20 protein-coding genes and 1 tRNA gene are annotated in these 23,419 nt (G+C 50.1%); 11 read left to right on the forward strand and 10 right to left on the reverse strand.

Annotation, left to right across the window (positions count from 1 at the left end):
• Positions 1-2 precede the first annotated feature (2 nt).
• A complete protein-coding gene (locus OGX83_RS11470; protein ID WP_008784022.1) occupies positions 3-1,385 on the reverse strand; it encodes an efflux transporter outer membrane subunit in 1,383 nt (460 codons plus the stop codon).
• A 195-nt stretch (positions 1,386-1,580) separates the two neighbouring features.
• Here OGX83_RS11470 and cusR point away from each other — a divergent pair, with 195 nt between their 5' ends.
• The 5 genes from cusR (at position 1,581) to OGX83_RS11495 (ending at position 5,920) form a co-directional block, all read left to right on the forward strand.
• Positions 1,581-2,264, forward strand: coding sequence for a copper response regulator transcription factor CusR (gene cusR / locus OGX83_RS11475; RefSeq protein ID WP_003831137.1), 684 nt, complete (start codon positions 1,581-1,583; stop codon positions 2,262-2,264).
• On the forward strand, positions 2,254-3,705 hold the full coding sequence (locus OGX83_RS11480) for a Cu(+)/Ag(+) sensor histidine kinase (protein WP_003831136.1): 1,452 nt from the start codon (positions 2,254-2,256) through the stop codon (positions 3,703-3,705). The genes cusR and OGX83_RS11480 overlap by 11 nt, the downstream gene beginning before the upstream one ends.
• A 125-nt stretch (positions 3,706-3,830) precedes the next feature.
• Entirely contained in the window at positions 3,831-4,157 is a 327-nt protein-coding gene (locus tag OGX83_RS11485; RefSeq protein WP_020996562.1) for a PcoE/SilE family metal-binding protein, read from the forward strand.
• A gap of 372 nt (positions 4,158-4,529) precedes the next feature.
• Entirely contained in the window at positions 4,530-5,033 is a 504-nt protein-coding gene (locus OGX83_RS11490; RefSeq protein ID WP_008784020.1) for a hypothetical protein, read from the forward strand.
• A gap of 83 nt (positions 5,034-5,116) precedes the next feature.
• Positions 5,117-5,920 carry an MBL fold metallo-hydrolase gene (locus OGX83_RS11495; protein ID WP_286566674.1) on the forward strand — a complete coding sequence of 268 codons (804 nt, stop codon included), beginning with the start codon at positions 5,117-5,119 and terminating at the stop codon, positions 5,918-5,920.
• Between the two features lie 69 nt (positions 5,921-5,989).
• On the opposite strand, the gene OGX83_RS11500 is transcribed toward OGX83_RS11495, so the two are convergent.
• On the reverse strand, positions 5,990-8,434 hold the full coding sequence (locus OGX83_RS11500) for a trimethylamine-N-oxide reductase 2 (RefSeq protein ID WP_032942601.1): 2,445 nt from the start codon (positions 8,432-8,434) through the stop codon (positions 5,990-5,992).
• A gap of 20 nt (positions 8,435-8,454) precedes the next feature.
• Positions 8,455-9,549 (reverse strand): NapC/NirT family cytochrome c, encoded by a 1,095-nt coding sequence (locus tag OGX83_RS11505; protein ID WP_048235934.1) that lies wholly within the window; start codon positions 9,547-9,549, stop codon positions 8,455-8,457.
• A 527-nt stretch (positions 9,550-10,076) separates the two neighbouring features.
• On the opposite strand from OGX83_RS11505, the gene uspF reads away from it, so the two are divergent.
• Positions 10,077-10,505, forward strand: a complete 429-nt coding sequence (gene uspF / locus OGX83_RS11510; protein ID WP_003831130.1) for a universal stress protein UspF — start codon at positions 10,077-10,079, stop codon at positions 10,503-10,505.
• 55 nt (positions 10,506-10,560) lie between these two features.
• On the opposite strand, the gene torD is transcribed toward uspF, so the two are convergent.
• The 3 genes from torD to torC are packed head-to-tail and all read right to left on the reverse strand — an operon-like array spanning position 10,561 to position 14,880.
• Positions 10,561-11,175 carry a molecular chaperone TorD gene (torD, locus tag OGX83_RS11515; protein ID WP_111465964.1) on the reverse strand — a complete coding sequence of 205 codons (615 nt, stop codon included), beginning with the start codon at positions 11,173-11,175 and terminating at the stop codon, positions 10,561-10,563.
• On the reverse strand, positions 11,172-13,712 hold the full coding sequence (gene torA, locus OGX83_RS11520) for a trimethylamine-N-oxide reductase TorA (RefSeq protein WP_286588065.1): 2,541 nt from the start codon (positions 13,710-13,712) through the stop codon (positions 11,172-11,174). The genes torD and torA overlap by 4 nt, the downstream gene beginning before the upstream one ends.
• Positions 13,702-14,880 (reverse strand): pentaheme c-type cytochrome TorC, encoded by a 1,179-nt coding sequence (gene torC, locus OGX83_RS11525; RefSeq protein ID WP_003831126.1) that lies wholly within the window; start codon positions 14,878-14,880, stop codon positions 13,702-13,704. Before torC ends, torA begins: the two co-directional genes overlap by 11 nt.
• Positions 14,881-15,011: 131 nt before the next feature.
• Here torC and torR point away from each other — a divergent pair, with 131 nt between their 5' ends.
• Complete coding sequence (torR, locus tag OGX83_RS11530) at positions 15,012-15,704, forward strand: two-component system response regulator TorR (RefSeq protein ID WP_020996565.1); 693 nt, start codon at positions 15,012-15,014, stop codon at positions 15,702-15,704.
• Here torR and torT read toward each other — a convergent pair.
• Positions 15,677-16,708: a TMAO reductase system periplasmic protein TorT gene (gene torT / locus OGX83_RS11535; protein WP_286588067.1), complete on the reverse strand. Its 1,032-nt coding sequence runs from the start codon at positions 16,706-16,708 to the stop codon at positions 15,677-15,679. The genes torR and torT overlap by 28 nt on opposite strands.
• Positions 16,709-16,790: 82 nt before the next feature.
• Between torT and torS the strand changes: the two genes are divergently transcribed.
• Positions 16,791-19,556 (forward strand): TMAO reductase system sensor histidine kinase/response regulator TorS, encoded by a 2,766-nt coding sequence (gene torS, locus OGX83_RS11540; protein ID WP_286588069.1) that lies wholly within the window; start codon positions 16,791-16,793, stop codon positions 19,554-19,556.
• 37 nt (positions 19,557-19,593) lie between these two features.
• Here the strand turns inward: torS and OGX83_RS11545 are convergent.
• A tRNA-Arg gene (locus OGX83_RS11545) sits at positions 19,594-19,670 on the reverse strand.
• Positions 19,671-19,709: 39 nt separating this feature from the next.
• On the reverse strand, positions 19,710-19,889 hold the full coding sequence (locus OGX83_RS11550) for a hypothetical protein (RefSeq protein ID WP_048235938.1): 180 nt from the start codon (positions 19,887-19,889) through the stop codon (positions 19,710-19,712).
• 34 nt (positions 19,890-19,923) lie between these two features.
• Between OGX83_RS11550 and fimW the strand changes: the two genes are divergently transcribed.
• The 3 genes from fimW (at position 19,924) to fimZ (ending at position 22,845) form a co-directional block, all read left to right on the forward strand.
• Positions 19,924-20,517, forward strand: coding sequence for a fimbria biosynthesis transcriptional regulator FimW (gene fimW, locus OGX83_RS11555; RefSeq protein ID WP_008784010.1), 594 nt, complete (start codon positions 19,924-19,926; stop codon positions 20,515-20,517).
• A gap of 386 nt (positions 20,518-20,903) precedes the next feature.
• Positions 20,904-21,626: a fimbria biosynthesis regulator FimY gene (gene fimY, locus OGX83_RS11560; protein ID WP_220709063.1), complete on the forward strand. Its 723-nt coding sequence runs from the start codon at positions 20,904-20,906 to the stop codon at positions 21,624-21,626.
• Positions 21,627-22,212: 586 nt separating this feature from the next.
• Positions 22,213-22,845: a fimbria biosynthesis transcriptional regulator FimZ gene (gene fimZ / locus OGX83_RS11565; RefSeq protein WP_003831119.1), complete on the forward strand. Its 633-nt coding sequence runs from the start codon at positions 22,213-22,215 to the stop codon at positions 22,843-22,845.
• A gap of 49 nt (positions 22,846-22,894) precedes the next feature.
• Here fimZ and sfmF read toward each other — a convergent pair whose 3' ends face one another.
• Positions 22,895-23,389 (reverse strand): fimbria assembly protein, encoded by a 495-nt coding sequence (gene sfmF / locus OGX83_RS11570; RefSeq protein ID WP_187392937.1) that lies wholly within the window; start codon positions 23,387-23,389, stop codon positions 22,895-22,897.
• Between the last annotated feature and the right edge of the window lie 30 nt (positions 23,390-23,419).

The raw sequence follows: 23,419 nt of genomic DNA on the forward strand, positions 1-23,419 counted from the left end.
GATTACTCCACCCAACCGCCGCCTAAGGCAGCAAACAGTTTAATTTCATTAACCTGTTGGGCGTAATTAAGATCGAGCAGCGATTGCCGCGTAGCGAATAAAGAACGTTCTGCGTCTAATACTTCGATATAGCTAACTGCGCCATTCTGATAAAGTGCTCTGGCGCGCTGTAGTGTGATTTGCAATGAATCCAGATAACGCTGCTGCCCACTAATTTGATCGGCAATACTTTGGCGTAACACCAGTGCATCCGCCACTTCTTTAAACGCGTTCTGAATTTTTTGTTCGTAATTCACTACTGACTGTTGCTGGCGAATTTCTGCCAGGTCGAGATTGGACTGATTACGTCCGGCGTTGAAGATTGGAATATCTATTTTGGGGACAAAATTCCACATGCCGCTGGAGGCATTAAATAAATTGGAAAGATCGCTACTGCTACTGGACACGGAACTGGTCAACGTTATCGACGGAAAAAATGCCGCCCGCGCAGCACCGATATTGGCATTTGCCGCCAATAATCCGTGCTCAGCTTCCATAATATCCGGGCGCTGCAACAGTATTTGCGACGAAAGCGATGGCGGCAGCGTTACCGGTTTAATATCCCCACGGCTGCGCGCCTGGTCATCGGGTAATTTCCCGTATGTACCCAGCAACAGTTGCAGCGCGTTATTGGCCTGTGCCAACTCACCTTTACGCTTGGCAATTTCGCTACGCGTACTTTCAATCACGCCGCGCGCTTGTTCCAACGCCAGTACGTTGGTGCTACCGGTTATCAGTTGCTTCTCTACAAAAGCGTAAGAGCGCTGATAGTTTTGCAGCGTTTCTTCGGCAACTTGCAACTGCGCGTAAGCCAGACGCTGGTTGAAATAACTTTGTGACACGTTGGAAATTAATAAGATATGTACCGCCCGACGCGCCTCTTCGCTGGCGAAGAAGTTCTGCCGTTCGGCTTCACTCATATTTTTAAGCCGCCCAAAGAAATCCAGGTCGAAACTGAGATTCAGCCCGGCCTCGAATTCACGATCGGTGCTGCTATCACCTTTTAATTTACCGCTGTAGGTACCGCTGGAGCCTGCCGTGATTTGCGGATAACGGTCAGCGTCCGTGACGCCATACTGCGCTCGCGCTTCCTGAACCTTCAGCGTCGCCATGCGTAAATCGCGGTTATTGATCAGCGCCTCACCAATCAACGCCTTCACCTGGTCGTCAACAAAAAAGGTTCGCCACCCCGTGTCCTGGTATTCACCAGGAGCCGACACCAGGGAATTCTGGCTTAAAGAAAATTGCTGTGGCACCGGCAAGGCCGGGCGCTGATAGTCCGGCGCCAATGAACAACCAGCGAGCACGAATATAGCGCTGAGAGTAAGAAGCTTAAATTTGCTCATAGTTCTTCTCGTCCTGACCGGACTGATGTCCCTAAAATAAGTAGGAATTTATAGTCTTGTACTTTAACGAAGTGACTCTGTTTAACCGGTGACAGGAAAATGACAAAACTGTCATTTTCCCAATAACAGATTGCTATCCGATCCCGCTTCCCTAGAATTGAAAGTCCGCACAACCAGTGCGAGAAGGAGAATGCGATGAAGGTTTTGATAGTCGAAGATGAGAAAAAAACCGGTGAATACCTGACGAAAGGCCTGACGGAAGCGGGTTTTGTTGTGGATTTAGCGGATAACGGCCTGAACGGGTATCACCTGGCGATGACCGGCGATTACGACCTGCTCATACTCGACATCATGCTGCCGGATGTAAACGGTTGGGATATCGTGCGGATGCTGCGTTCCGCCAACAAAGGAATGCCCATTCTTCTCCTCACCGCACTGGGTACCATTGAACATCGGGTTAAAGGTCTGGAATTGGGTGCTGATGATTACCTGGTTAAACCGTTTGCCTTCGCCGAACTGCTGGCACGGGTCAGAACGCTGCTGCGCCGGGGCGCTGCGGTGATTGTTGAAAGCCAGTTTCAGGTCGCAGATTTAATGGTCGATCTGGTCAGCAGGAAAGTCACCCGCAGCGGTACGCGCATCACCCTGACCAGCAAAGAGTTTACGCTGCTTGAGTTTTTCCTGCGCCATCAGGGGGAAGTTTTACCCCGCTCGCTGATCGCCTCCCAGGTCTGGGATATGAATTTTGACAGCGATACTAATGCCATCGACGTCGCCGTTAAGCGTCTGCGCGCCAAAATTGATAACGATTTTGAGCCGAAACTGATTCAGACCGTGCGCGGTGTGGGATATATGCTTGAGGTTCCTGATGACCAGTAAACGATGGCGGCGCCCTTTTTCACTGGCGACACGACTGACCTTTTTTATCAGCCTGGCGACAATTGCTTCATTTTTCGCCTTTGCATGGATAATGATCCACTCCGTGAAAGTCCACTTCGCCGAGCAGGACATCAACGACTTACAAGAGATTAGCGCCACGCTGGAGAGGATTATTAACCAACCCAACGAGCCAGAATCACGCCGCCTGGAAACGCTAAAAAATGTGGTGGCGGGTTATTCGAACGTCATTATTTCTCTGGAAGATAGCAACCAGAAGGCCATTTTCCATTCGCCCAATGCGCCGGATCTCCGGCAGTTTATCGCCAGTGCAAGGCCGGATAAAAATGCTCATGCCAGCGATGTTTTTATTATCTCAGGCCCCACACTGCAAACCTCCAAACATATCCACGGACAGAAAACATCGTCTAACTGGCGAATGATTCGCCTGCCGGTAGGACAGCTTGCCGATGGAAAACCAGCGTATACGCTGTATCTGGCATTATCGATCGACTTTCATCTGCACTATATTAACGATCTGAAAAACAAGCTGATTATGACAGCATCGCTGATTAGCATGATGATTGTTTTTATCGTGTTGTTCGCTGTATACAAAGGTCATGAACCAATTCGTAACGTCAGTCGTCGCATCCAAAATATCACCTCGAAAGATCTCGATGTACGCCTCGATCCGCAAGCTGTTCCTATTGAACTGGAACAGCTGGTGAGTTCGTTTAATCACATGATCGAACGCATCGAGGACGTATTTAAACGGCAGTCGAACTTCTCAGCGGATATTGCCCATGAGATCCGCACGCCAATAACTAACCTTGTCACTCAAACGGAGATTGCGCTCAGCCAGACCCGCAGCCAAAAAGAGCTGGAAGATGTGCTGTATTCCAATCTCGAAGAGTTTGGCCGTATGTCGAAGATGGTGAGTGATATGCTGTTTCTGGCGCAGGCGGATAACAATCAGCTGATCCCAGAAAAAAAAGCGCTCAATCTGGCTGATGAGGTCGGTAAAGTATTCGACTTTTTCGAAGCCTGGGCTGAAGAGCGTGAGGTTGGTTTACGGTTTGAAGGACGCGCATGCTGGGTTTCAGGCGACCCATTAATGTTACGCCGGGCAATGAGTAATCTGCTGTCAAATGCCATGCGCTATACGCCAAAAGGCGAGTCGGTAACCGTGCGGGTGAAAGAGGCGGATGGCCAGGTGCAGATAGTCGTTGAGAATCCCGGAAACCCCATTCCCCCGCAACATCTTCCGCGACTCTTTGACCGCTTTTATCGAGTGGACCCTTCACGACAGCGTAAGGGCGAAGGCAGCGGCATTGGTCTGGCGATTGTGAAATCAATTGTGACTGCCCATCAAGGAAAAGTCTCGGTGACTTCCGACCCTCATGCCACTCGCTTTATTCTGACGCTGCCCAAGCACGCGATTTAATTTATGGTGATGACGCTTATACCCGTCATCACCTGTTGTCTGACACAACCGTCATAATCCTGTCACGCCACTGACAGCCCCTATTAATTATACTTTCTTCCGTAAACCCAAACAGGAGAAATATGATGAATAAGATGTCCTCTTTTTTAGCTATCGCGTTTTTTATTTCAGCGGGCGTTAATGCGGCAGAAACACCCAAAATGCATCAGCAGGCCGCAATGGCTCATGAAATGATGAATAACAGCGACGCTCCTGCACATCAACAAATGGCACAAGCACACGCCGCGCAGGCAAATAATTCATCGTCAACATCAACCAATGCGCAATCATTTTCACAAATGAATGAACATGAAAAAGCGATGGTTGTTCACCAATCGGTAAACAACGGCCATTCATTTGCTCATGAGGTACAGGCCGAGCAGCACCGCGCGCAGATCTCCACTCAGGGGTAAAGACGAACTATATTGACAACGACATCCATAAATACGCGAAGTTTGAATATTGTGGACTACTCTCCCCACGCGGGCCTGTTTATATACAAGCCCGCGTCCCACTTCATCGTTAATGTCAATATTAATAATTCATTAAATCCTTCTTCTAAAAGTAAATACATCTTAGCTCTCTACCCGGATTGTATAAAATAAGTAAATAAACAGCTTATTATGTTGCGTATTACAGCATTCACCACCCCACCCTAATTATAAATTAGGATTCCCCCTGGTATGCTTCATTAATATTTAATGGGAGACTGCCGTCGTCGTAAACATGACAGTCAAAAAGTTCGCATTCCTATAAATAAATTTAATGATGATAGTGAGTAAAAAATGAATAAACGACTGCTAACCCTCCTGGTCCTTGGCCTGACAACTGCCACAACAGCATGTGCAATTACCCCGGCAATGCAGAAAAAGTATGAACGTTCAGGTTGTACGCAGATGAGTGAACTCAATGGCTGCGATGTGAATAAATCCTATCAGTGGAACCGCGATCATGGCTTTATTGAGAACAGCAACGGCCAGCAGAATCGTCATCATCATGGTGAAAAACAGCAAAATACCACTAACACGGATAACCACGATAATGCCGGTATTGATGGCAAATTCAGCGGAAATTACGTGGCCAAATTTGCCAATGGTCAACGCAGCGTTGATATTCACGTCGAAGATTCCGGCGTTTACGTCAATGGTAATGAAGTGCGTGACGTAAATACCTATAAGGATACGATGACCTTCCGTGTCGGCTATGCCACCTATACGATTAAAACAAATGGTCACGGTAGCTGGAATGACAGCGATGCAGGAAACGCAGGCAAAATTGTGCGTGAATAACGGATAACGCTAAAGAGCGCTGCGATCACAGCGCTCTCAAAAGCGATGCATTACAGTATGCCGTTTTAATACGGGAGTCAGGCATGGCTTTAACCCTCACAGTGCTGCTTGAAAACCGACGCGCTGCTGGCGCAGAAAAATCAATACTGGCCAAGCCTGGATTAAGTCTGTTAGTTCAGGATGAAACAACCACAATATTGTTTGATACCGGGCCGGATGGCAGCTTCATGCACAACGCTACGCAAATGGGCGTAGACCTGACCCAATTAACCGCCGTAGTACTGTCGCACGGTCATTATGATCACTGCGGCGGCGTGCCGTGGCTTGCGGATAACAGCCGTATCATTTGCCATCCTCAACTGGCCTGCGAGCGTTACGCATCGATAACGGTTGCGGGAATACCACGAAAAATTAAAAAACTCTCGCGTGATAACAACTACTCTCGATTCATAATGGAATACACCCGCGAGCCGCTGGCTATCAGCGATCGTTTTTTGTGGTCCGGGGAAATCAGTGTCCCCACGCCACAGTCCTATGGCGTGATTAGCGAGAAAACACTCCAGCCAGATTACATCAGTGACGAAGGCGTATTGATCTATAAATCTGCACGCGGGTTAGTCATCATTACCGGTTGCGGGCATCGGGGAATAGAAAACATCGTACGCCATTGCCAGAAAATCACCGGGGTTAACAAAATTTATGCCCTGGTCGGTGGCTTTCATTTACGCGCCGCCTCCCCCGCTAAGCTATGGCGGACCCGACAATTTATTCAGCAACAGCAACCCGAAAAACTGCTCGGCTGTCATTGCACCGGTTCGTGGGGGCGATTGTGGCTACCGGGAACTGACGCCCCGGCAACGGGAGATGTGATAGTGCTGGCTGAGTAACAACAGTAAAACGTTGCCCAAACAGCAATAAAAAACGGGAGCCTTACGGCCCCCGTTTATCAGTCATCATTACATGGTGACAATTGCTGGCTCATCAAAGACGGTGAGTTTTGGCGCTTCACCGGTGTATTTTTCTGCGTATACCAGGCTGGTATTCCCGGCACAACCATTCGCCAGTCTTGAAGTCGGGATATCCGCCGTCAGCACGTTCGCGCCGCCATTTTTACAGATACCGTTTTCAATATCCGGCCATGCGCCTTCATGAATACAGATGATACCCGGTTTGATGCCGTCGCTGACGTGCGCCCCAACCAGAACCTGTCCACGAGCATTCCATACGCGGACCAGATCGCCCTCGGCAATCCCTCTGGCTTTTGCGTCATCCGGATGAATCGTCACCGGTTCACGATTGGCAATCGCGTACTCTTTACGTAGCGACGCGTAGTTCAGCTGGCTATGCAGACGATGTGCCGGGTGCGCCGTCAGTAGCTGCAGCTGATCTTTATCCGCAGTTCCTTTCCATTCATCCGGTTCAATCCAGGACGCATGCGGCGGACAGTCTTTATACTGATAGCCTTCAATCGTTTTCGAGTAGATTTCAATCTTGCCGCTCGGCGTTCCGAGTGCGTTCATCACCGGATCGCTGCGGAAATCCGCGTAGCGCACATATTTGTTATTCTTTTCATTCTCACGCATTTCGATCAGCTTATTCTGCTGCCAGAACGCGTTGAACTGAGGCATGGCAACACGCTGGGCGCGGGCGGCTTTTTGCGCGACGTCATAGAACTGCTTCAGCCACGCCATTTCGTCTTTGCCTTCGGTGTAGACAGCTTTCCCCCCCGGCTTAAGCATCTCAGCCAGATCGGCAAATACGTCAAAATCACTACGCGCTTCAAACTGCGGCTCAATGACCTGCTTCATCGGTACCAGATGCTGGTTACTGTAATCACCGGTCATGGTCAGATCGTTACGCTCAAACGAAGTGGTGATTGGCAGAACGATATCTGCGTGTTTGGCCGCAGCGGTCCAGTAGCATTCAGAGATGACAACCAGTTCAGGCTTCTGCCAGGCTTTGATTAAGCGGTTGGTATCCTGATGATGGGTAAAGTTAGCGCCGCCCGCCCACCAGATCATTTTGATATCCGGGAAGGTTTGCTCTTTACCGTTATGTTGATATTTGCCGCCTGGGTTTTCCAGCGCTTCGACAATTCGCGCTACCGGCAGGCTGGTCACCGCATCGGAAACCGCCCAGTCATTACCTGCCGATGACCCACCCTCAATTTTGGCGGAGATCGCCGGTAAAACCCCACCGATACGCGTTGGATTACCGCCGTTGGAATAGTGATAAGAGAACCCGAAGCCGCCGCCTTCGGTACCAATTTGCCCCAGCATCGCCGCCAGAGTCACCAGCATCCAGTGTTTTTGCTCACCGTATTGCTGGCGCTGAATCCCCCAACCTGCCATGAGCATGGTTTTGTTGCTGGAGAAAATTTCCGCCAGCTTTTCCAGTTGCTCAGCAGGCACGCCACACACGCCAGATGCCCATTCGGCGGTTTTCTCTACTTTATCGCTCTTGCCGAGCAGGTACTCTTCAAACTGCGGATATCCGGTAGTGTATTTTTCCAGGAAGGCTTTGTCGTGAAGGTTTTTCTTCACCAGCGTATGGGCGATCCCTAACATCATTGCCACGTCGGTCCCCATATGTGGCGCAATCCAGGTCGCATTATCACCAAAGAACTCGATGGTTTCAGAACGCATCGGATCGATGGCGATGACGCTTTTCCCTGATTTCTTCAGCAGATTAAAGTATTCGATCCCTTGTTCATCCGTGCTGCTCCAGGCAATCTTAAGGGTGTTGAGCGGGTTCATCCCCCACAGCACCACGACCTGACTGTGCTCAAGCACCATCGGCCAGGTGGTTTGCTGCTCATAAACCTCAACCGATCCCACAACGTATGGCATGATCACCTGCGCGGCACCGGTTGAATAATCTCCGGTATGCCCAGCGTAGCCACCGGCCATGCTCATATAGCGTTGCAGTAAGGTTTGCGCCTTATGCAGAACGCCGCTGGATCGCCAGCCATAAGAACCGGCAAATATCGAAGCGGGACCATAGCTGCTGCGGATCCGGCTGTGCTGTTCATGAATGAGCTTCAGCGCCTGTTCCCAGCTGACCCGCACAAAGGGATCGTTACCGCGTTTGCCATCCGCTTTACCCGGGTTTTCCAGATAGCTTTTGCGCACCATCGGATACTTCACGCGGATATTGGTATGAACCTGATCTGGCGCGGTTTGCTGTAATGAGTTCGGCACCGTTTTCGGCAACGCACCTTTTGAGGAAACCACTTTTCCATCTTTTACTTCCACGTATACCGCACCCCAACGTGCTGCCGTCAGGATTGCTCCGCCATTCTGGCCTTCGGCCCAGGCTGGCATTGGGATCACCGAAGAAATCGCCATTGTCCCGGTTGCCGCGCCAGCCGTCTTAATAAAGTCACGTCTTGTGAGTTTCATGATTTCTCCTGATTGATCGCTTATTTATTCATGTCTTTAGCGTTGTACTGGAAGTAACGGCTCAGGATATCCAGTTCGGTTTCACTGATATTGGTGCGGGCCCCCATCCCTTTGGCTACTGAAGGCCAGGCGTTAAGCGTGAAGTGATTCGCCGGAATTGGCGCATGACAGCCCGCGCAGTAAACATTGTCGAGTTTGCGCGCGTAATCCCACATAGGTTCACGGCTGGCGAGTGCGGAACCGCTCCATTCGCCCTGCAGCACGACATCTCGCCACGCATTGCCGTAGTCATCTTTTTTCCAGTCGGAGAGGATCTTCAGCGACTGTTGACCTTTTTCACTCAGGCTGGCAAGAATCAAACGCTGCCCTGCTGCGTAGTAAATAACCTGTTCACTTCCTTGCATCTGGCTACCGCGAATCTCGACCAGTCGCGCATTGTCCGTTGTTTTCAGGACCTGCATTTTGGTTGCCGGGTAAACAGTTCCCAGATCGCCAAGCGCGGTGTTGCTTACAGCATAAAGTTCAGTTGCTGAAGCTGGGGTGGAGGCTGACTGCGCTTCAAGTCCTTTAAGCGCACTGTCATCCATTTTTATTTCAGGTGGGAAATGGGCGACGCCTTTATGGCAATCAATACAGGTTTGCTTTTCCGCGATGCCCATTTTGTGCATCTTCTGAGCATCCGCGCTTTGTGCGGCAAGATCCATGGCGTCCATACTGTGGCAGCTACGGCAGGTCGCAGAATCATTAGCCTTGAGCTGTGCCCAAACGGTTTGCGCCATCTCCAGACGGTGTTCTTCAAATTTTTCCGGGGTATCGATTTTTTTGGTTATGAACTGATGATAAACATCTTTTGAGGCCCGCAGCTTAGCCACCAGAAAATCCAAACCGCCCTCCGGGATATGACAGTCCGCGCACTCTGCGCGAATACCTTTCTGATTCTGGAAGTGAACCGAGCCTGTATATTCTTCGTAGGGCGCCTGCATCGTATGGCAAGACAAACAGAATTCTGTACTCGAGGTTTTATGTAATGTCCATTGCCCTGCCAAAACAATAACTGCACCAAGAACAATGCACAGCAGCATCGTCCATAGGATAGTTTTATTTATTTTTCTCATCTTTTAATTCCATCAGACGAATACCCTTTTAGAGGTAGACAATAAATATCCTAAAGCAGCTATTTATTGATATTCATCAAGCGCGGAGAGAAATGAGAATCAGCAAATGGGTAAGTTTGAAGAGGCTCGCATAATTAGTGAGAACGAAATGTAATTATTGTTTTTTCTTTAAAAACAGATTTTTAAACCACTTGCCAAGTTTATACATCTGTAAAGTAAGATGATGTCAGAATAAAAAATTACGGAGTTCATAACGCTGTTGAAATTACCCCCTTAACGGCCATCGTTATATAATTAAATATACAATGAAAAATATAAAAAAGCACCCTTTTCTATTTCGAGATGGCAAGCATTAACGAGGGGACATCTCTTTTGGTTTTGCTGAGAAATACATTCAAGATAGGCTTACAGTACATACTGCTTCATGACGCGCACTGATGCACACATCCTTGATCTGGTCACTTATTATACAGAAACAACTTTCGCTACACTCAGGGTAGAGGTAAAACAAACAGGAGGTAGTGAATATGTATCGCTCAATTCTGGTGCCCATTGATATCTCTGAAGCCGATCTCACTCGTCATGTTGTGCCGCAGGTCCAGGCGCATGCCAAAACCGCGAAGGTCCACTTTTTAGCCGTTATTCCTACCGTTCCGTTCTATGCCTCGCTGGGACTGGCCTACTCTACCGAATTTCCGGACAGAAGTGGTCTGCAGGCTAAGGCCAGCGAAAAACTCGAAGAAATTATTAAGCAGTTCAATATTCCTGCCGGCAGGACTCAGACCCACGTCGTTTACGGCCCGCCGAAGGATCAGATCCTCAAGCTGGCGGAGGCGGTTGACGCCGAGCTTATCGTCATCGCCTCACACAAACCGGGGTTTAGCACTTATTTACTGGGTTCAACGGCGGCAGCCGTAGTCCGCCACGCGAAATGCCCGGTGCTGGTTGTGCGGTGATAGGGTTAAAACGGGAGCGAATATGCTCCCGTTTTTCTGTGGCTCAGGCTATCACTCAGTTCTGATGATCCAGCCTGACAAATGCCAGCAGCAGCTGGCTCAGCGCAGCGTAGAAACCAAAGTCATCATATCGGCGGCATTTAGCAGTGAACTCCGGTAACCAGCGTAACAGCCCCGCCAGCGTTTCTCTGCGCAACGCATCAATACGCTGACGGCTAACCCCTGGCTCACCAAGAGAAAAATGCAGATGGCTCAGCAGTTCGATAAAAATCGCCAGATGATCGGCTGATTCGCTAAACGTATCGCTTACCTGCATGCCCGCATCAGATAACAGTTGTTTAATGACCCCGTAGTTTGGCCCTTCTTCAAGATGAGCCGACGCATAGGGTAACGCGGCGTGTTTATCCGACATCAGGAACAGGCTGCAAAAATCAGCCGCCAGTTCCAGGGTAGCGTCTTCACGTACCTTGAGCGCGGCAATTTTCGCTTCCAGCAAAAGAACATCGGCCTCAAGCGACGGTTCACCTTTGAGCACGGTGAACCACTCCGTCATTTCGCTGGACTGCAATTGCGCTAATCCCTCACCGTCACGCTCCCGGGAAAACATTTGCGCCAACCATGCATAAACACAGGCCATCTGTTCTGTCGTCAGGGAGGTGTGTTTCATCATGACGTCACCTTCTGTGCCGGGACATATTCGCACTGCGCCACCATTTTTATCGGGCCGCTGAACGCCGTCACGTTATCCACCTTACCGGTATATTTCTCAATTTCCACCAGCGTAGTATGCGCACTGGTCGCCTGCGCCAGCTGAGACGTGCCGATATCTAGGGTTAACACGTTCGGATTACCGTATTTACACAGCGCTCCGCTTTCTCCACCGTTATCAGGATCGTACCAGGCACCTTCATGGATGCGCGCCACGCCCGGCGAGTAGAGATCGGAGACAACCGCGCCGGCCAGCACTTGTCCACGCGCATTAAATACACGAACTATATCGCCGTTGCGGATCCCCCTGGCGCTGGCATCCTGCGGGTTAATAAACACCGGCTCTTTGCCACCTACCGCGTAATGCTTACGCAGCGCTTCGGACTCGCAGAGCTGTGAATGCAGACGGAAATCCGGGTGGACGGATTGCAGATGCAGCGGCCAACGTTGCGATCCAGGCCCACCGTGTGAACGTTCGATTTTCTCAAACCACATTGGATGCCCCTGACAATCGTCATATTGCATATCGGCAATAGTTTTCGAATAGATCTCGATCAAACCGCTCGGCGTCCCCAGAGGCTCAAGGTCGGGATCTTCGCGGAAGGCCTGATGACGGACAAACATCTGCGGATGTTCGAATTCAACGTACTCTTGCTGATTCCAGAAAACGTCGAAAGCCGGAAGATGAACACCGCGTCCCTTCCCTTGCTGGCTTCCTTCCTGCCAGATGCGCTTCAACCAGCCCATCTCATCCAACCCTTCTGTGAACGCTTCTTCACGGTTAAAGCGGCGGCAAAGATCGCGGAAAATATCGAAATCATTACGCGCTTCAAACTGCGGCTGCACCAGCTGCTTCATAGCGATAATGCCGCGGTTGGAGTGGTTGCCATATTGGTCGAGATCGTTACGTTCAAACTGGGTCGTCGCCGGTAATACGATATCGGCGAATCGACAGGTCGAAGTCCACTGATTGTCGATGGCGATAACGGTTTCCAGCTTGCGCCAGCCCTCAATAATACGGTTGATCTGCTGGTGACGATGGAAAGGGTTGGTCCCGGCAAAAACGCACATCTTCAACGGTGGCAGCTTGACGGTTTTACCGTTCCAGTTGATGCTCTTGCCCGGCTCCAGAATCGCATCGATAAAACGCGCGATCGGGATGGTACTGCTGTAGCCCTTATAATCGGTGCTGTCATGTACCGGTGGAACGGTGGTGGAACCAGAAAATCCGCTCAGGATAACGCCTTTACGCCCTGGGGTGCCCGCGCCGTTGTAGTGCCAGCCAAAGCCAAATCCCCCCCCGGGTAAGCCAATTTGCCCGAGCATTGAGGCCAGCACCACGATCATCCACGCCCACTGTTCCCCGTGCTGCATACGCTGCACGCACCAGCCAGCAATAATTTGCGTTCTGCCGCCCGCCATCTGCCGCGCAAGTTCACGGATTGTCTCAGCATCAATCCCGCAGATTTTTTCCGCCCACTGGGCATCTTTAGGCTGTCCGTCACTTTCTCCCAGCAGATAAGGCAGAAATTGTTCAAACCCAACGCAGTAGTTCTCGAGGAAATGCTTATCGTAGAGCTTCTCGGTATACAGCGTGTGTGCCAGCGCCAGCTGTAGCGGCACATCAGCCTGCGGATTCACGGCGATGTGCTTAACCTTGTCGCGGCCAAGGTAGTCATGAGTCGAGGTGACGACCGGGTCAACGCTGATGACCGAAATCTCGCCCCGCGCCACTTTTTCCTTCAGTTGCTCGTAGTATTCGTAGACATCATGATCTGGACACCACCAGTTCGCCTGCTGGTTTTTGATGAGGTCAGAACCCCACAGCACAATGGTTTTGCTGTTTTCGAGTACCAGTGGCCAGGAGGTCTGCTGTTCATATACCTCCATTGATCCCACCACGCGCGGCAGAATGACCTGAGCAGCACCGGTGGAATAGTCGCCCCCCGTACTCACGCTGTTGCCATGCAGCGCAATGGCACGCGCCAGCATCCCGGAAGCATTGTGGAACATCCCGGTCGATTGCCAGCCGCTGGCCGTTAGCAGCGCGCTCGGACCATAAGTCTTCTGAATGCGCTCCAGCTCCTGATAGAAGAAATCCAGCGCTTCATCCCACGAAACGCGCACAAAGCGGTTATCTCCACGTTGCGAGGTATCGCTCTGATGGTGTTTACGCAACCAGTCCACGCGGACCATGGGATAGCGAATACGCGCTCCACCGTGTACGTGATCCGGGAGTCCGGCGATCATTTTTGACGGGTATTTATCGCGCTCGAACGGCCTGGCTTCAATGAAACGACCGTCAACCACGGTGGCACGAATCGCCCCCCAGTGAGAACCGGTCAGAATCCCCTCTTTGACGCCTGCCCCCTGCACCTCTGCGGCATTAGCGCTACGCGGCGTGAGCAGCGAAGGCCCTAACATACCAGCTACGGTCAAGCCGCCCAGTTGCAGCAAAAAACGTCGGCGCGATGCCTGAAAGAGATCGTTATTTTTCATTGCTTTCTCCCTTATCGCCATGCGGCTTATCCGTAGTGTCAGAGGCATTCATCTGCAAATATTTCAGCAAGGTACGTTCTTCACGTTTATCCAGACTGGTAAATCCAATCATGCCGTTCAACGTGCCAATCCAACCGTTAGCATCAAAGTGTTCTTTCTCTGGTGCACCGTGGCATTGGTTACAGGTTCCGTTATAGAGCGAGTCGGCATAAGCCCAGATAGGTTTGATATCGTTGACCATATCGCCCTTCTGCATCCAGGCAGTGGCCTGCAATTTACTCCATGGCGTATTCGTTTCCGCAACGGTGGTTTGCTCCAGCGTCTTCACGTGCTGCTGGATGTCGCCACGAATGGAAGCCACAAAAATGCGCTTGCCCGGCAGTTGCGCCAACACGCGCTGACGCCCATTACTCTCGGTCCAGCCCACAATTTCAATTTGCAGCCAATCACCATCACGCTTTAACACTTTTACTTCAGAGGCGGGTAGCAGTGAGCCAGCAGGTTCTTTATCACCCTTAGCGGCATAAATAGGCTTGATGTCCAGAGAGTAGAGCGTCTCGCCATCGTCGTTCGCCCTGGCGCGTAACTCATCAAACTGCTTGCGGAAACCGCTGCTCATATCGGGAAGCTGGTGCGCAATACCTTTATGGCAGTCGATACAGGATTGGTTGTCCTTGGCCGCAATCTTCATCTGGCGCGCAGCTTCAGGATGTTGTTTCGCGTGGTCCATCGCATCATAGTCATGACAAGAACGACAGGTCGCGGAGTTGTTCTCCTTCATTCGCGCCCATTCGCGCTCCGCCAGCTCAGCGCGTTTGGCTTCGAATTTCTCTGGAGTATCAATAGAGTGGGCAACAAAGGTTTGGTAAATATCGTTGCTGGCCTCCAGCTTACGTTTCACCATGCCTGGAATATCGGATGGAATGTGGCAGTCATGACATTCTGCGCGCACCCCGGAGGCATTCTGAAAATGCGCGGACTGTTTATATTCTTCATAAACCGGCTGCATGCTGTGGCAGCTCACGCAAAACTCGGTAGAGCTGGTTAATTTGATGCCAACGTGCGGCAAAACGATCAGCGCGATACCGACCACAATCCCGATGACGACCAGCGCCAACACTGACCAACGTGCGCTCGGTCTGAGTAGCGCCCTCCAAAGTTTCCGCATAATAGCCCCTGTAATTATATGGTTTAGTTACAGAAGATCTTATTTCTCAAATGTGAACAGCAACACTGGTCAGGATGAATGGCTTACGGCACAATGTGAACAGATATGAACAGAAAGAGAACACCATCAGGATGCCGCATCACATTGTCATTGTTGAAGATGAACCCGTCACCCAGGCGAGGTTACAGGCATATTTTGAACAGGAAGGTTATCATGTCTCTGTCACTGCCAGCGGAGCTGGTCTGCGTGAAATCATGTCACAACATCCTGTCGATCTCATTCTGTTGGATATCAACCTCCCGGACGAAAATGGCTTAATGCTGACCCGCGCCCTGCGCGAACGCTCAACGGTGGGGATCATTCTGGTGACAGGTCGTAGCGATCAAATTGACCGGATCGTTGGCCTGGAAATGGGCGCTGATGATTATGTCACCAAGCCGCTGGAGCTACGTGAACTGGTGGTTCGGGTTAAAAATTTGCTCTGGCGTATCGATCTTGCCCGCCAGGCACAGCCGGAGACCAAAGATAACTGCTATCAGTTTGCCGGATACTGTCTGAATGTCTCCCGGCATACCCTGGAGCTGGGCGATGAGACGATCAAACTCACCCGCGCCGAGTATGAAATGCTGGTCGCCTTTGTCACCAATCCGGGAGAAATTCTCAGCCGCGAACGTTTACTGCGTATGCTTTCGGCACGACGGGTAGACAATCCAGACTTACGCACCGTAGATGTACTGATCCGCCGTTTGCGCCACAAGCTACGGGCTGATTTACTGGTGACACAGCACGGCGAAGGTTATTTTTTAGCGGCCGACGTGTACTGATACAGATAAACCGGACGGAACCCGCCAGGAGACAGCGAGCGTTGAACATGCTGGCTGTCGGCATTTTTCGGGGTGAGCACCAGGATCGGCGGACTGATATTTTCCGGTACCGGTTGCCCTTGTAGCACCCTGATCGCCTGTTGAATCGCCAGTTCACCTTGCCAGACCATCTGATCGCTGGCAGCCATAATGATTCTTTCGCGTTTAAGTCCGCGATACACCTGATGCGACAGGTAAAAAGAGACCACGGTTAGCGGCGTCCCCGGATTCCGTTTCTCTCCCATCGCCGCTTCCGCAGCAATTGCCGTACCGGCAACCACATCGACATCCGGGTGACGCTCAAGCATCTCCTGCAACAGGTTGCGCTGAACTTCAATATCATTATCCCCCAACGCCACATCCACGATGTTCACCTGACTACCGGCAATCGCCTGACGGAATCCTGCCACCATTTCGCGGCTGCCTCCGGCGTCATCAGGTCCTGGCAATAGCAGAACCTTTAACGGTTTGCCGCCGCTCCACTTGACCAGATAGCGGCCCGGCTGATACCCCATCTGGAACCACGGAACACCGACCCGTGCTTTCACCGTCGGATCGTCTATCGCATTCACTACCTCAATGACCGGCAACGCGCCTACCTGCGCGGAAAGATCCGGGAAAGTCGTCGTGCTGCTACCCAGCAATATGGCATCTGCTCCCCATTGCTGGCACTGGGCGATTTGTGTTTTTTGCGTGGAGAACTGACGATACCCTCCCGCCTCTAACACCTTCAGACTTACTCCGTATTTTCTCGCCGCCTCAAGCATGCCGTAATTCACTGAAAGCCAATAGGAGTCTTTCAGGCTGGGATACAGCGCGCACAGTTTCCAGACTTTGTTTGCAGTAACGTCCGATTGCAGTTCCGGGACTGCCTGCTGCGTATCCTGCCAGCGCAGCAATGCGGACCCGGCCGCATGACTCAAACCGGGAAAAAGCGTGATTAACAGGAAAACCAATACGCGCATGATAGCCTCAACATTGATAAGGCTTTATCCTAGTTGCTTTCCTCTTTTGGACTCAACCTTTTTAATCTGTGGCGACCAGACAGTGAATTTATCTCTGACCAAACGACTGTGGATAGGCTTTGCGCTGATGGCGGCACTGACTCTCATCAGTACGCTGACAGGCTGGTATAACCTGCGTTTTGTCAGCCAGGTTGAGCAGGCCAATACCCAGGCGCTAATTCCAACCATGGATATGGCGCGCCAGCTCAGCGAAGCCAGCGCCTGGGAACTGTTTTCCGCACAAAATCTGACCACCGCAGACAATGAAAATATGTGGCTGGCTCAGGGGAGAATGCTAACTGCCCAGAGCCTGAAAATAACCACATTACTCAAAACCCTTCGTGAACAGGGCTTTGATACTTCTGCCATTGAACAGCAGGAGAAAGAAATCGCCCGGTCGTTAAGCCATCAGGGGGAGATGGTTGGCGAACGCCTGAAATTACGTGCTCAACAGCAACAACTCAGCCAGCAAATTATTGAGGCCACCGCTGACGTTGCCGAAATGGCACGCGGTCAGGCCAGTAATGCCGCCACGTCGGCGGGAGCGACACAGGCCAGCATTTATGATTTGATTGAGAGCCATCAGGGGCAGGCCGCTGAACACGCGCTGGACAGGCTCATCGATATCGATCTGGAATATTATAACCAGATGAATGAACTGCGCCTGAGTGCGCTACGCGTGCAGCAAATGGTGATGAATCTGGGGAATAACCAGGCGCAGAATAACCTGGCTGCGCTGGAAAACCAGTTGAATGCCGCCGTCAGAGTACTTCAGCGCCGACAAATACGTATTGAAGATCCCGTGGTGCGCACTCAGGTGGCCAACACCGTCAATACGATTAGCCGTTATGTTGAGCTGCTGTCCCTGTATCGCCAGGATAATGACATCACGACCCAATTGCAGATCTTATCGCAGAATAATATCGAGCAATTTACCCGTTTCAGTAGCGAAGTCAGCCAGTTGGTGGAAACCATCGGCCAGCGTAATCAAAGCGGCCTGGCACATCTCAAACAGGCCAGCCAGCGCGGGCAACACTTGCTGCTGCTGTTAGGTGGCGTGTCATTATGTTTGCTGATTCTTATACTTTGGCGTGTGGTTTATCGCTCAGTCACTCGACCACTGGCACAGCAAACCCAGGCGTTACAGCGTCTGCTTGAGGGGGATATTGACTCCCCATTCCCGGAAACCGCAGGCGTTCGTGAACTGGATACCATCGGGCGGTTGATGGATGCCTTTCGCGGCAGTGTTCACGCCCTCAATAGCCATCGCGAACATCTGGCTGCACAGGTTAAAGCTCGCACCGCCGAGCTGCGTTCTATGGTATCTGAACACCGACAGGCCCGTGCAGAAGCTGAAAAAGCTAACCAGGCAAAATCGGCGTTTCTTGCCGCCATGAGCCATGAAATACGCACCCCGCTGTATGGTATCCTCGGCACTGCGCAGTTGCTCTCAGACAATCCCGCCCTGGCACAGCATCGGGAAAATCTACGCGCAATCACCGACTCGGGCGAGTCTTTGCTGACCATCCTCAACGATATCCTGGACTATTCCGCCATCGAAGCCGGTGGAAAAAATGTGGCGATAGGCGATGAGCCTTTTGAACCCAAACCCTTGCTGGAAAGTACGCTTCAACTCATGAACAGCCGCGTTGCTGGTCGCCCGGTCGTGCTGGTTGCGGATTTTGCCGATGACGTTCCCGCTTCCCTGCGTGGCGATCCGCGCCGCATTCGGCAAATCATTACTAATTTATTAAACAACGCACTACGCTTTACCGATCGGGGACACATCATCCTGCGTAGCCGATGTGAGGGCAAAAACTGGTACATCGAGGTTGAAGATACGGGATGTGGTATTGACCCTGCCCGCCAGCACGATATTTTTCAGCCGTTTGTTCAGGTAAGCAGTAAACGAGGTGGAACCGGACTCGGACTAACCATCAGCGCCAGTCTCGCTCAGGCAATGCAGGGAGAGCTGAGCGTCACCAGCACACCCGGCGTCGGGAGTTGTTTCCAGTTGCGTCTGCCATTGCGGGCAACCACGATGTCCATCATGAAACCCGCACAACGCTCCATATCGTTACAGGGCTTACGCTTATTGCTTATCGAGGATAATCCTCTTACACAACGTATCAGTACTGAAATGCTCATCCTCAATGGCGCACAGGTTACTGCTGCCAGCAGCGCCGCTGAGGCGCTAAAAATATTGCAGGAAGATACTCGCTACGATGCTGCTCTGGTTGATTTCGATCTTCCTGATATCGACGGGATCACGCTGGCACAGCAGTTAGCCCACGACTATCCGGCACTTAGCCGGATCGGCTTTAGCGCGCACGTCATCGACGAAACGCTAAGCCAAAGAACCAGCACCCTGTTCCTTGGCATTATTCAAAAACCAGTCCCCCGGGATGAACTCAGTCGACTTATTACGCATTATCTGCACGGTAGTGCGACTCTCCCGCCTGCATCAGAAAATGACAACAAACGGTTAGATTTTCAGCAATTGGCTGGAGATATCCAGGTTATGGGGTGGCAAAAGGTGCACGAATGGTTAGCGCTCTTTAAGCAACACACTCTTCCTGTATTAGATGAGATTGACGCTGCCCGCGCAGCACATGACGACGAGCAGATAAAACGTCTGATGCATCAGCTAAAAAGCAGCTGCGCCAGCATGGGAATGCGCTCAGCCAGCACGATGTGTGCAGCACTTGAACAGCAGCCGTTGGGTGATTTTTCACTCAGAGAGGAGATCCAACAAAGTCTTTATGAGGTAGAACGTTGGCTGGAAAAAGAAAAACCGTCCCGCGCGTAACGGTACGTTGAAGCTGAGCATAGGGACTGATTTTGAATGGTACGCCCTGTAGGATTCGAACCTACGACCTACGGCTTAGAAGGCCGTTGCTCTATCCAACTGAGCTAAGGGCGCATTGCGAAGTGATTACTTCATGCAGATGAAACGCGTGAATTATACGGTCAGCGCCTGCTGAGTCAATGCCTTTTGTTTCAGTTGCTGGCGAAGTGAACGAATGTTGATTTTTTCTGCTGGTTCAAGGGTATCCAGGAAATCGCCTGGTAACAACTCAGCCCACGAAACGCCAGATTTAGGGATACATGTATTTAGAATATTTATGATTTTGCTTAACATTCCCTTACCCCTCCAGCGGTTCAGGAACTCTTTAATGTTAAGTATCGCCATCAAGGAAGAAAACAGTCACTTCGAACATGGACTAAAAATTATCATCTCCCATTTGGCAAACCAGTGGCATCAGGAGATTTGCTTTTTGCCTGTCGAGGATATCGATCGCGCTGACATCGCGTTTATTTCCCTGGATGAAGATTGGCTCAGCGCCGATTGCTATCAGATTCCGGTCCATACCCGCCGCCAACACCGGGTAGTCATCTGCAACAGAAACGATAAAGATAAGCTGATGTTCCGGCCCTGCCTGTACATGTTGCCACTGATCTATCGGGAAGATGACGTTGAGGAAATGACTAAAAAATTAGTCCTCATCCTGCAAAAACGTGCGCTGCGCAACAACGTGCCCGCAACTATCTGCCATTACTGCACCACTCGCAACTTTTCTATCGAAGAACGTCAGTTCTTAATGTTTCTCGCCAGCGGCTATACCTTAGCCGAAACGGCCCACTTGCTCTCGGTAAGCGAAATTCAGGCCAAAGCCACCCGTCGCAGCATTATGAAAAAGCTGCATGTGAAAAACGATCAGCAATTCTTAAGATACATCCGGGCGCATCTGAACTTTCTACAAAATTAGGTGGCATCTCTCTGCCTGATTTTTTATTGAGAAAAATCTCATCACCAATTAAGTATCGGCACCTACTGTACCTATCTCCATGCTGCCAGAATAATCCTGGCTTACTATTTCCGGGGTAACAGAAAGACACACCCGGTAATATTTTATCTAATCCCATAGAGAGGTTGAACTGGATAAAACGACTTTTTGGGCATTGAGTAAGACATCAGAAAACTTCCGGCAGATTATTCTGATGGGATACGCAATTGCCAGTCTGATGATTGCTGAAGCATTGAAACCCAACAGCACAAGGAAACTCGCCTTTACGCTGGAGAAAATTTGGGTCAGGGATGTTTATAGTCGGCAATTTATCCAGACCTGCCGCAACAGAAATGGAATGGAAAAGGATGCACAGCGCAAAACGCCGGGATCGATATCGCCGTATACGAAACACTAACTGTACCTGGCAATATCCTCACTACACATCACAGGTATTTGACCAACTTGAGTATCTGACGCAAAAACTCGAATACACATTACCGAGTGACACTATATCTCAGGCGATTATTACGACAGATTACTATCTGGCCTATGCGCTGGGTCGACATTTATTTTCAGGAGCACGTACCGCGATCTTCCAGACCATTGAATCGGCCAAAGTCAGCCTGCGAGAGTCGGTAATTAGTCAGTTAGTGGTTGATATGGAAGGTTTAACAATCTCTTATTTTGATGTTCTGGAGTATCTGCGCCAGCTAATTAAACCGCGGAATAACATCCAAATCTTCATATTGCTTTCCCGCCACGATGAAGACCTAATCCCTTTTATTTCTCTGTCCGGTCCATTTTATATCTTGTCACGTAGCCTGCGCCTCCCGGAGATGCGCCGCGCTTTATTGTCACCAGTCCTTAACTATATTCACTCCAGGCACATAAACCAACTCGATTGGGAGATGGTAGAATTACTCTTACAAGGTAACTCCTTAAAAGAGATTGCTTTGTTACAAGCTCGCCCCTACCACCGTATCATCTATCGCCTGAACCAGCTGATTGCGCGTCTGGGCTTAGCAAACCGGCAGCGTTTTTTGCACCTGATACATCGCCTCAGCGTTACCTCTGCTCATTTAATTTAACACCCTAACCCTATGTGCCATAAGATTTTTTAGGAAATTACTTATTTTTATATGAGATAAAAGATCTAAATTTCACAACTATTTAATATTTACAACTATTCCTGGTATTATGCTAACTTCCACCACCCCAGTAAACCATACTGATTCTGTGCATATCAGCACAAATAGCGTCATTCCCACCTTAACAAATCCTAAACAATTAGTTTATTGTATTGTTTTTACCATTTAAAAATTTTTTTCAGTCTGCCATAATTCAAACAGCAGTAAAATAATGCCAATAGTCATTAACACATCTGGATCTTTTAGAACATCCTAACTGACATTAACAACCTGAATGTTGTAAGCCTTTTCCGAAAGAACAGAGCAGGTATAATCCCCATAGTTTTCTGATTAATTGTTAGTTTTCCCAGTGTGAAATGGATTTTCCACAAATTCATTGTTCTGTAGAAGAGCAACCGAATAAACAAGGATGAAATAATATTTATTCGACTCTCCCTCAGAACAACCCTTGGCTATTTGACAATATTATAACGCCTGATGTTTTATAAAATTATCAAGATACGCATACAGTTTGAGGCATACAACAATGAAACCAGCATCCGTTATCATTATGGACGAACACCCTATTGTCAGAATGTCGATAGAAGTACTACTTGAAAAAAACAGTAATATCCAGGTTGTGTTGAAGACCGATGACAGCCGTACGGCAATAGAGCACCTGCGCACTTACCCTGTCGATCTTGTCATTCTGGATATTGAACTACCTGGTTCAGATGGATTTACATTACTCAAGAGAATAAAGTCTCTGCAGGAGAATACTCGGGTGCTGTTTCTCTCCTCCAAATCGGAGTCTTTTTATGCCGGGCGTGCTATCCGGGCCGGTGCAAATGGTTTTGTCAGTAAACGAAAGGATTTGAATGATATCTACAATGCGGTAAAAATGATTTTATCGGGATATTCTTTTTTCCCTTCAGATACTCTTAACTTCATTAACAATATAAATATGAAAAAAGGTGTATTGAATGACATGCCGCTCTCTAATCGCGAAGTTACGGTTTTGCGTTATCTGGCAAATGGCCTCTCTAATAAGGAAATTGCTGAGCAGCTGTTACTCAGCAATAAAACGATTAGTGCTCACAAAGCTAACATCTACGCCAAACTCGGCTTGCACACTATCGTTGAGCTGATCGATTACGCAAAAATGCATGAATTAATGTAATAGCACTCCCGGCGAGACTTCGTTCGGGAGTGTTTTATCCGCGCATTGATTAGTTATAGTTAATCATAAATGTGGCATCGGCCCTGGCGAGGCCTGGCTGAACCCCGTCTGCTAACGCGATATAGTTGGCGAAAAAGGTCAGCGTGGCATTGCCGTTCTCATCAATCCCTACGGTTTGGCTGGCCTGCTCGAGCGGTAATCGCGTACGGTCACTGTCATGCAGTTCGATCGCCACCTTTTGCGCCATCACCGCGTCATCAAGCGCCAGCAACGTCGTACCCGGGGCCGGAGTACCAGAAAACGTTATTGACGCGGATCCCGGCGGGCAGCCTTCCAGCTTCAGCGTAAACGCGACTGGTTGGGTAGTATCCCCGCTGGTCTGTAACTGCTTTGTTGGCCAGGTGCCCAATTCAACCGACTTATTGCTGTCGCTGGCAATCACCGCACAGGTAAAGTCCACCACGTTTCCGCGCAGTTCAATATTGATTTCGCCCAGCGATGAGGCCGCATGGCACAACGAGCTGAATGTCAGTATGGGCAGCATCACCAGAAGCACCCATGAAGTTGGCGTTTG

The organism is Citrobacter sp. Cpo074, assembly GCF_030332745.1.
In the GTDB taxonomy this organism is placed as follows: Bacteria; Pseudomonadota; Gammaproteobacteria; order Enterobacterales; family Enterobacteriaceae; genus Citrobacter; species Citrobacter portucalensis.

Bases quoted from the DNA above. Each gene is read 5' to 3' on its own strand.
- OGX83_RS11470 (WP_008784022.1), bottom strand. From the start codon at position 1,385: ATGAGCAAATTTAAGCTTCTTACTCTCAGCGCTATATTCGTGCTCGCT.
- cusR (WP_003831137.1), top strand. From the start codon at position 1,581: ATGAAGGTTTTGATAGTCGAAGATGAGAAAAAAACCGGTGAATACCTG.
- OGX83_RS11480 (WP_003831136.1), top strand. From the start codon at position 2,254: ATGACCAGTAAACGATGGCGGCGCCCTTTTTCACTGGCGACACGACTG.
- OGX83_RS11485 (WP_020996562.1), top strand. From the start codon at position 3,831: ATGAATAAGATGTCCTCTTTTTTAGCTATCGCGTTTTTTATTTCAGCG.
- OGX83_RS11490 (WP_008784020.1), top strand. From the start codon at position 4,530: ATGAATAAACGACTGCTAACCCTCCTGGTCCTTGGCCTGACAACTGCC.
- OGX83_RS11495 (WP_286566674.1), top strand. From the start codon at position 5,117: ATGGCTTTAACCCTCACAGTGCTGCTTGAAAACCGACGCGCTGCTGGC.
- OGX83_RS11500 (WP_032942601.1), bottom strand. From the start codon at position 8,434: ATGAAACTCACAAGACGTGACTTTATTAAGACGGCTGGCGCGGCAACC.
- OGX83_RS11505 (WP_048235934.1), bottom strand. From the start codon at position 9,549: ATGAGAAAAATAAATAAAACTATCCTATGGACGATGCTGCTGTGCATT.
- uspF (WP_003831130.1), top strand. From the start codon at position 10,077: ATGTATCGCTCAATTCTGGTGCCCATTGATATCTCTGAAGCCGATCTC.
- torD (WP_111465964.1), bottom strand. From the start codon at position 11,175: ATGATGAAACACACCTCCCTGACGACAGAACAGATGGCCTGTGTTTAT.
- torA (WP_286588065.1), bottom strand. From the start codon at position 13,712: ATGAAAAATAACGATCTCTTTCAGGCATCGCGCCGACGTTTTTTGCTG.
- torC (WP_003831126.1), bottom strand. From the start codon at position 14,880: ATGCGGAAACTTTGGAGGGCGCTACTCAGACCGAGCGCACGTTGGTCA.
- torR (WP_020996565.1), top strand. From the start codon at position 15,012: ATGCCGCATCACATTGTCATTGTTGAAGATGAACCCGTCACCCAGGCG.
- torT (WP_286588067.1), bottom strand. From the start codon at position 16,708: ATGCGCGTATTGGTTTTCCTGTTAATCACGCTTTTTCCCGGTTTGAGT.
- OGX83_RS11550 (WP_048235938.1), bottom strand. From the start codon at position 19,889: ATGTTAAGCAAAATCATAAATATTCTAAATACATGTATCCCTAAATCT.
- fimW (WP_008784010.1), top strand. From the start codon at position 19,924: ATGTTAAGTATCGCCATCAAGGAAGAAAACAGTCACTTCGAACATGGA.
- fimY (WP_220709063.1), top strand. From the start codon at position 20,904: ATGCACAGCGCAAAACGCCGGGATCGATATCGCCGTATACGAAACACT.
- fimZ (WP_003831119.1), top strand. From the start codon at position 22,213: ATGAAACCAGCATCCGTTATCATTATGGACGAACACCCTATTGTCAGA.
- sfmF (WP_187392937.1), bottom strand. From the start codon at position 23,389: ATGCTGCCCATACTGACATTCAGCTCGTTGTGCCATGCGGCCTCATCG.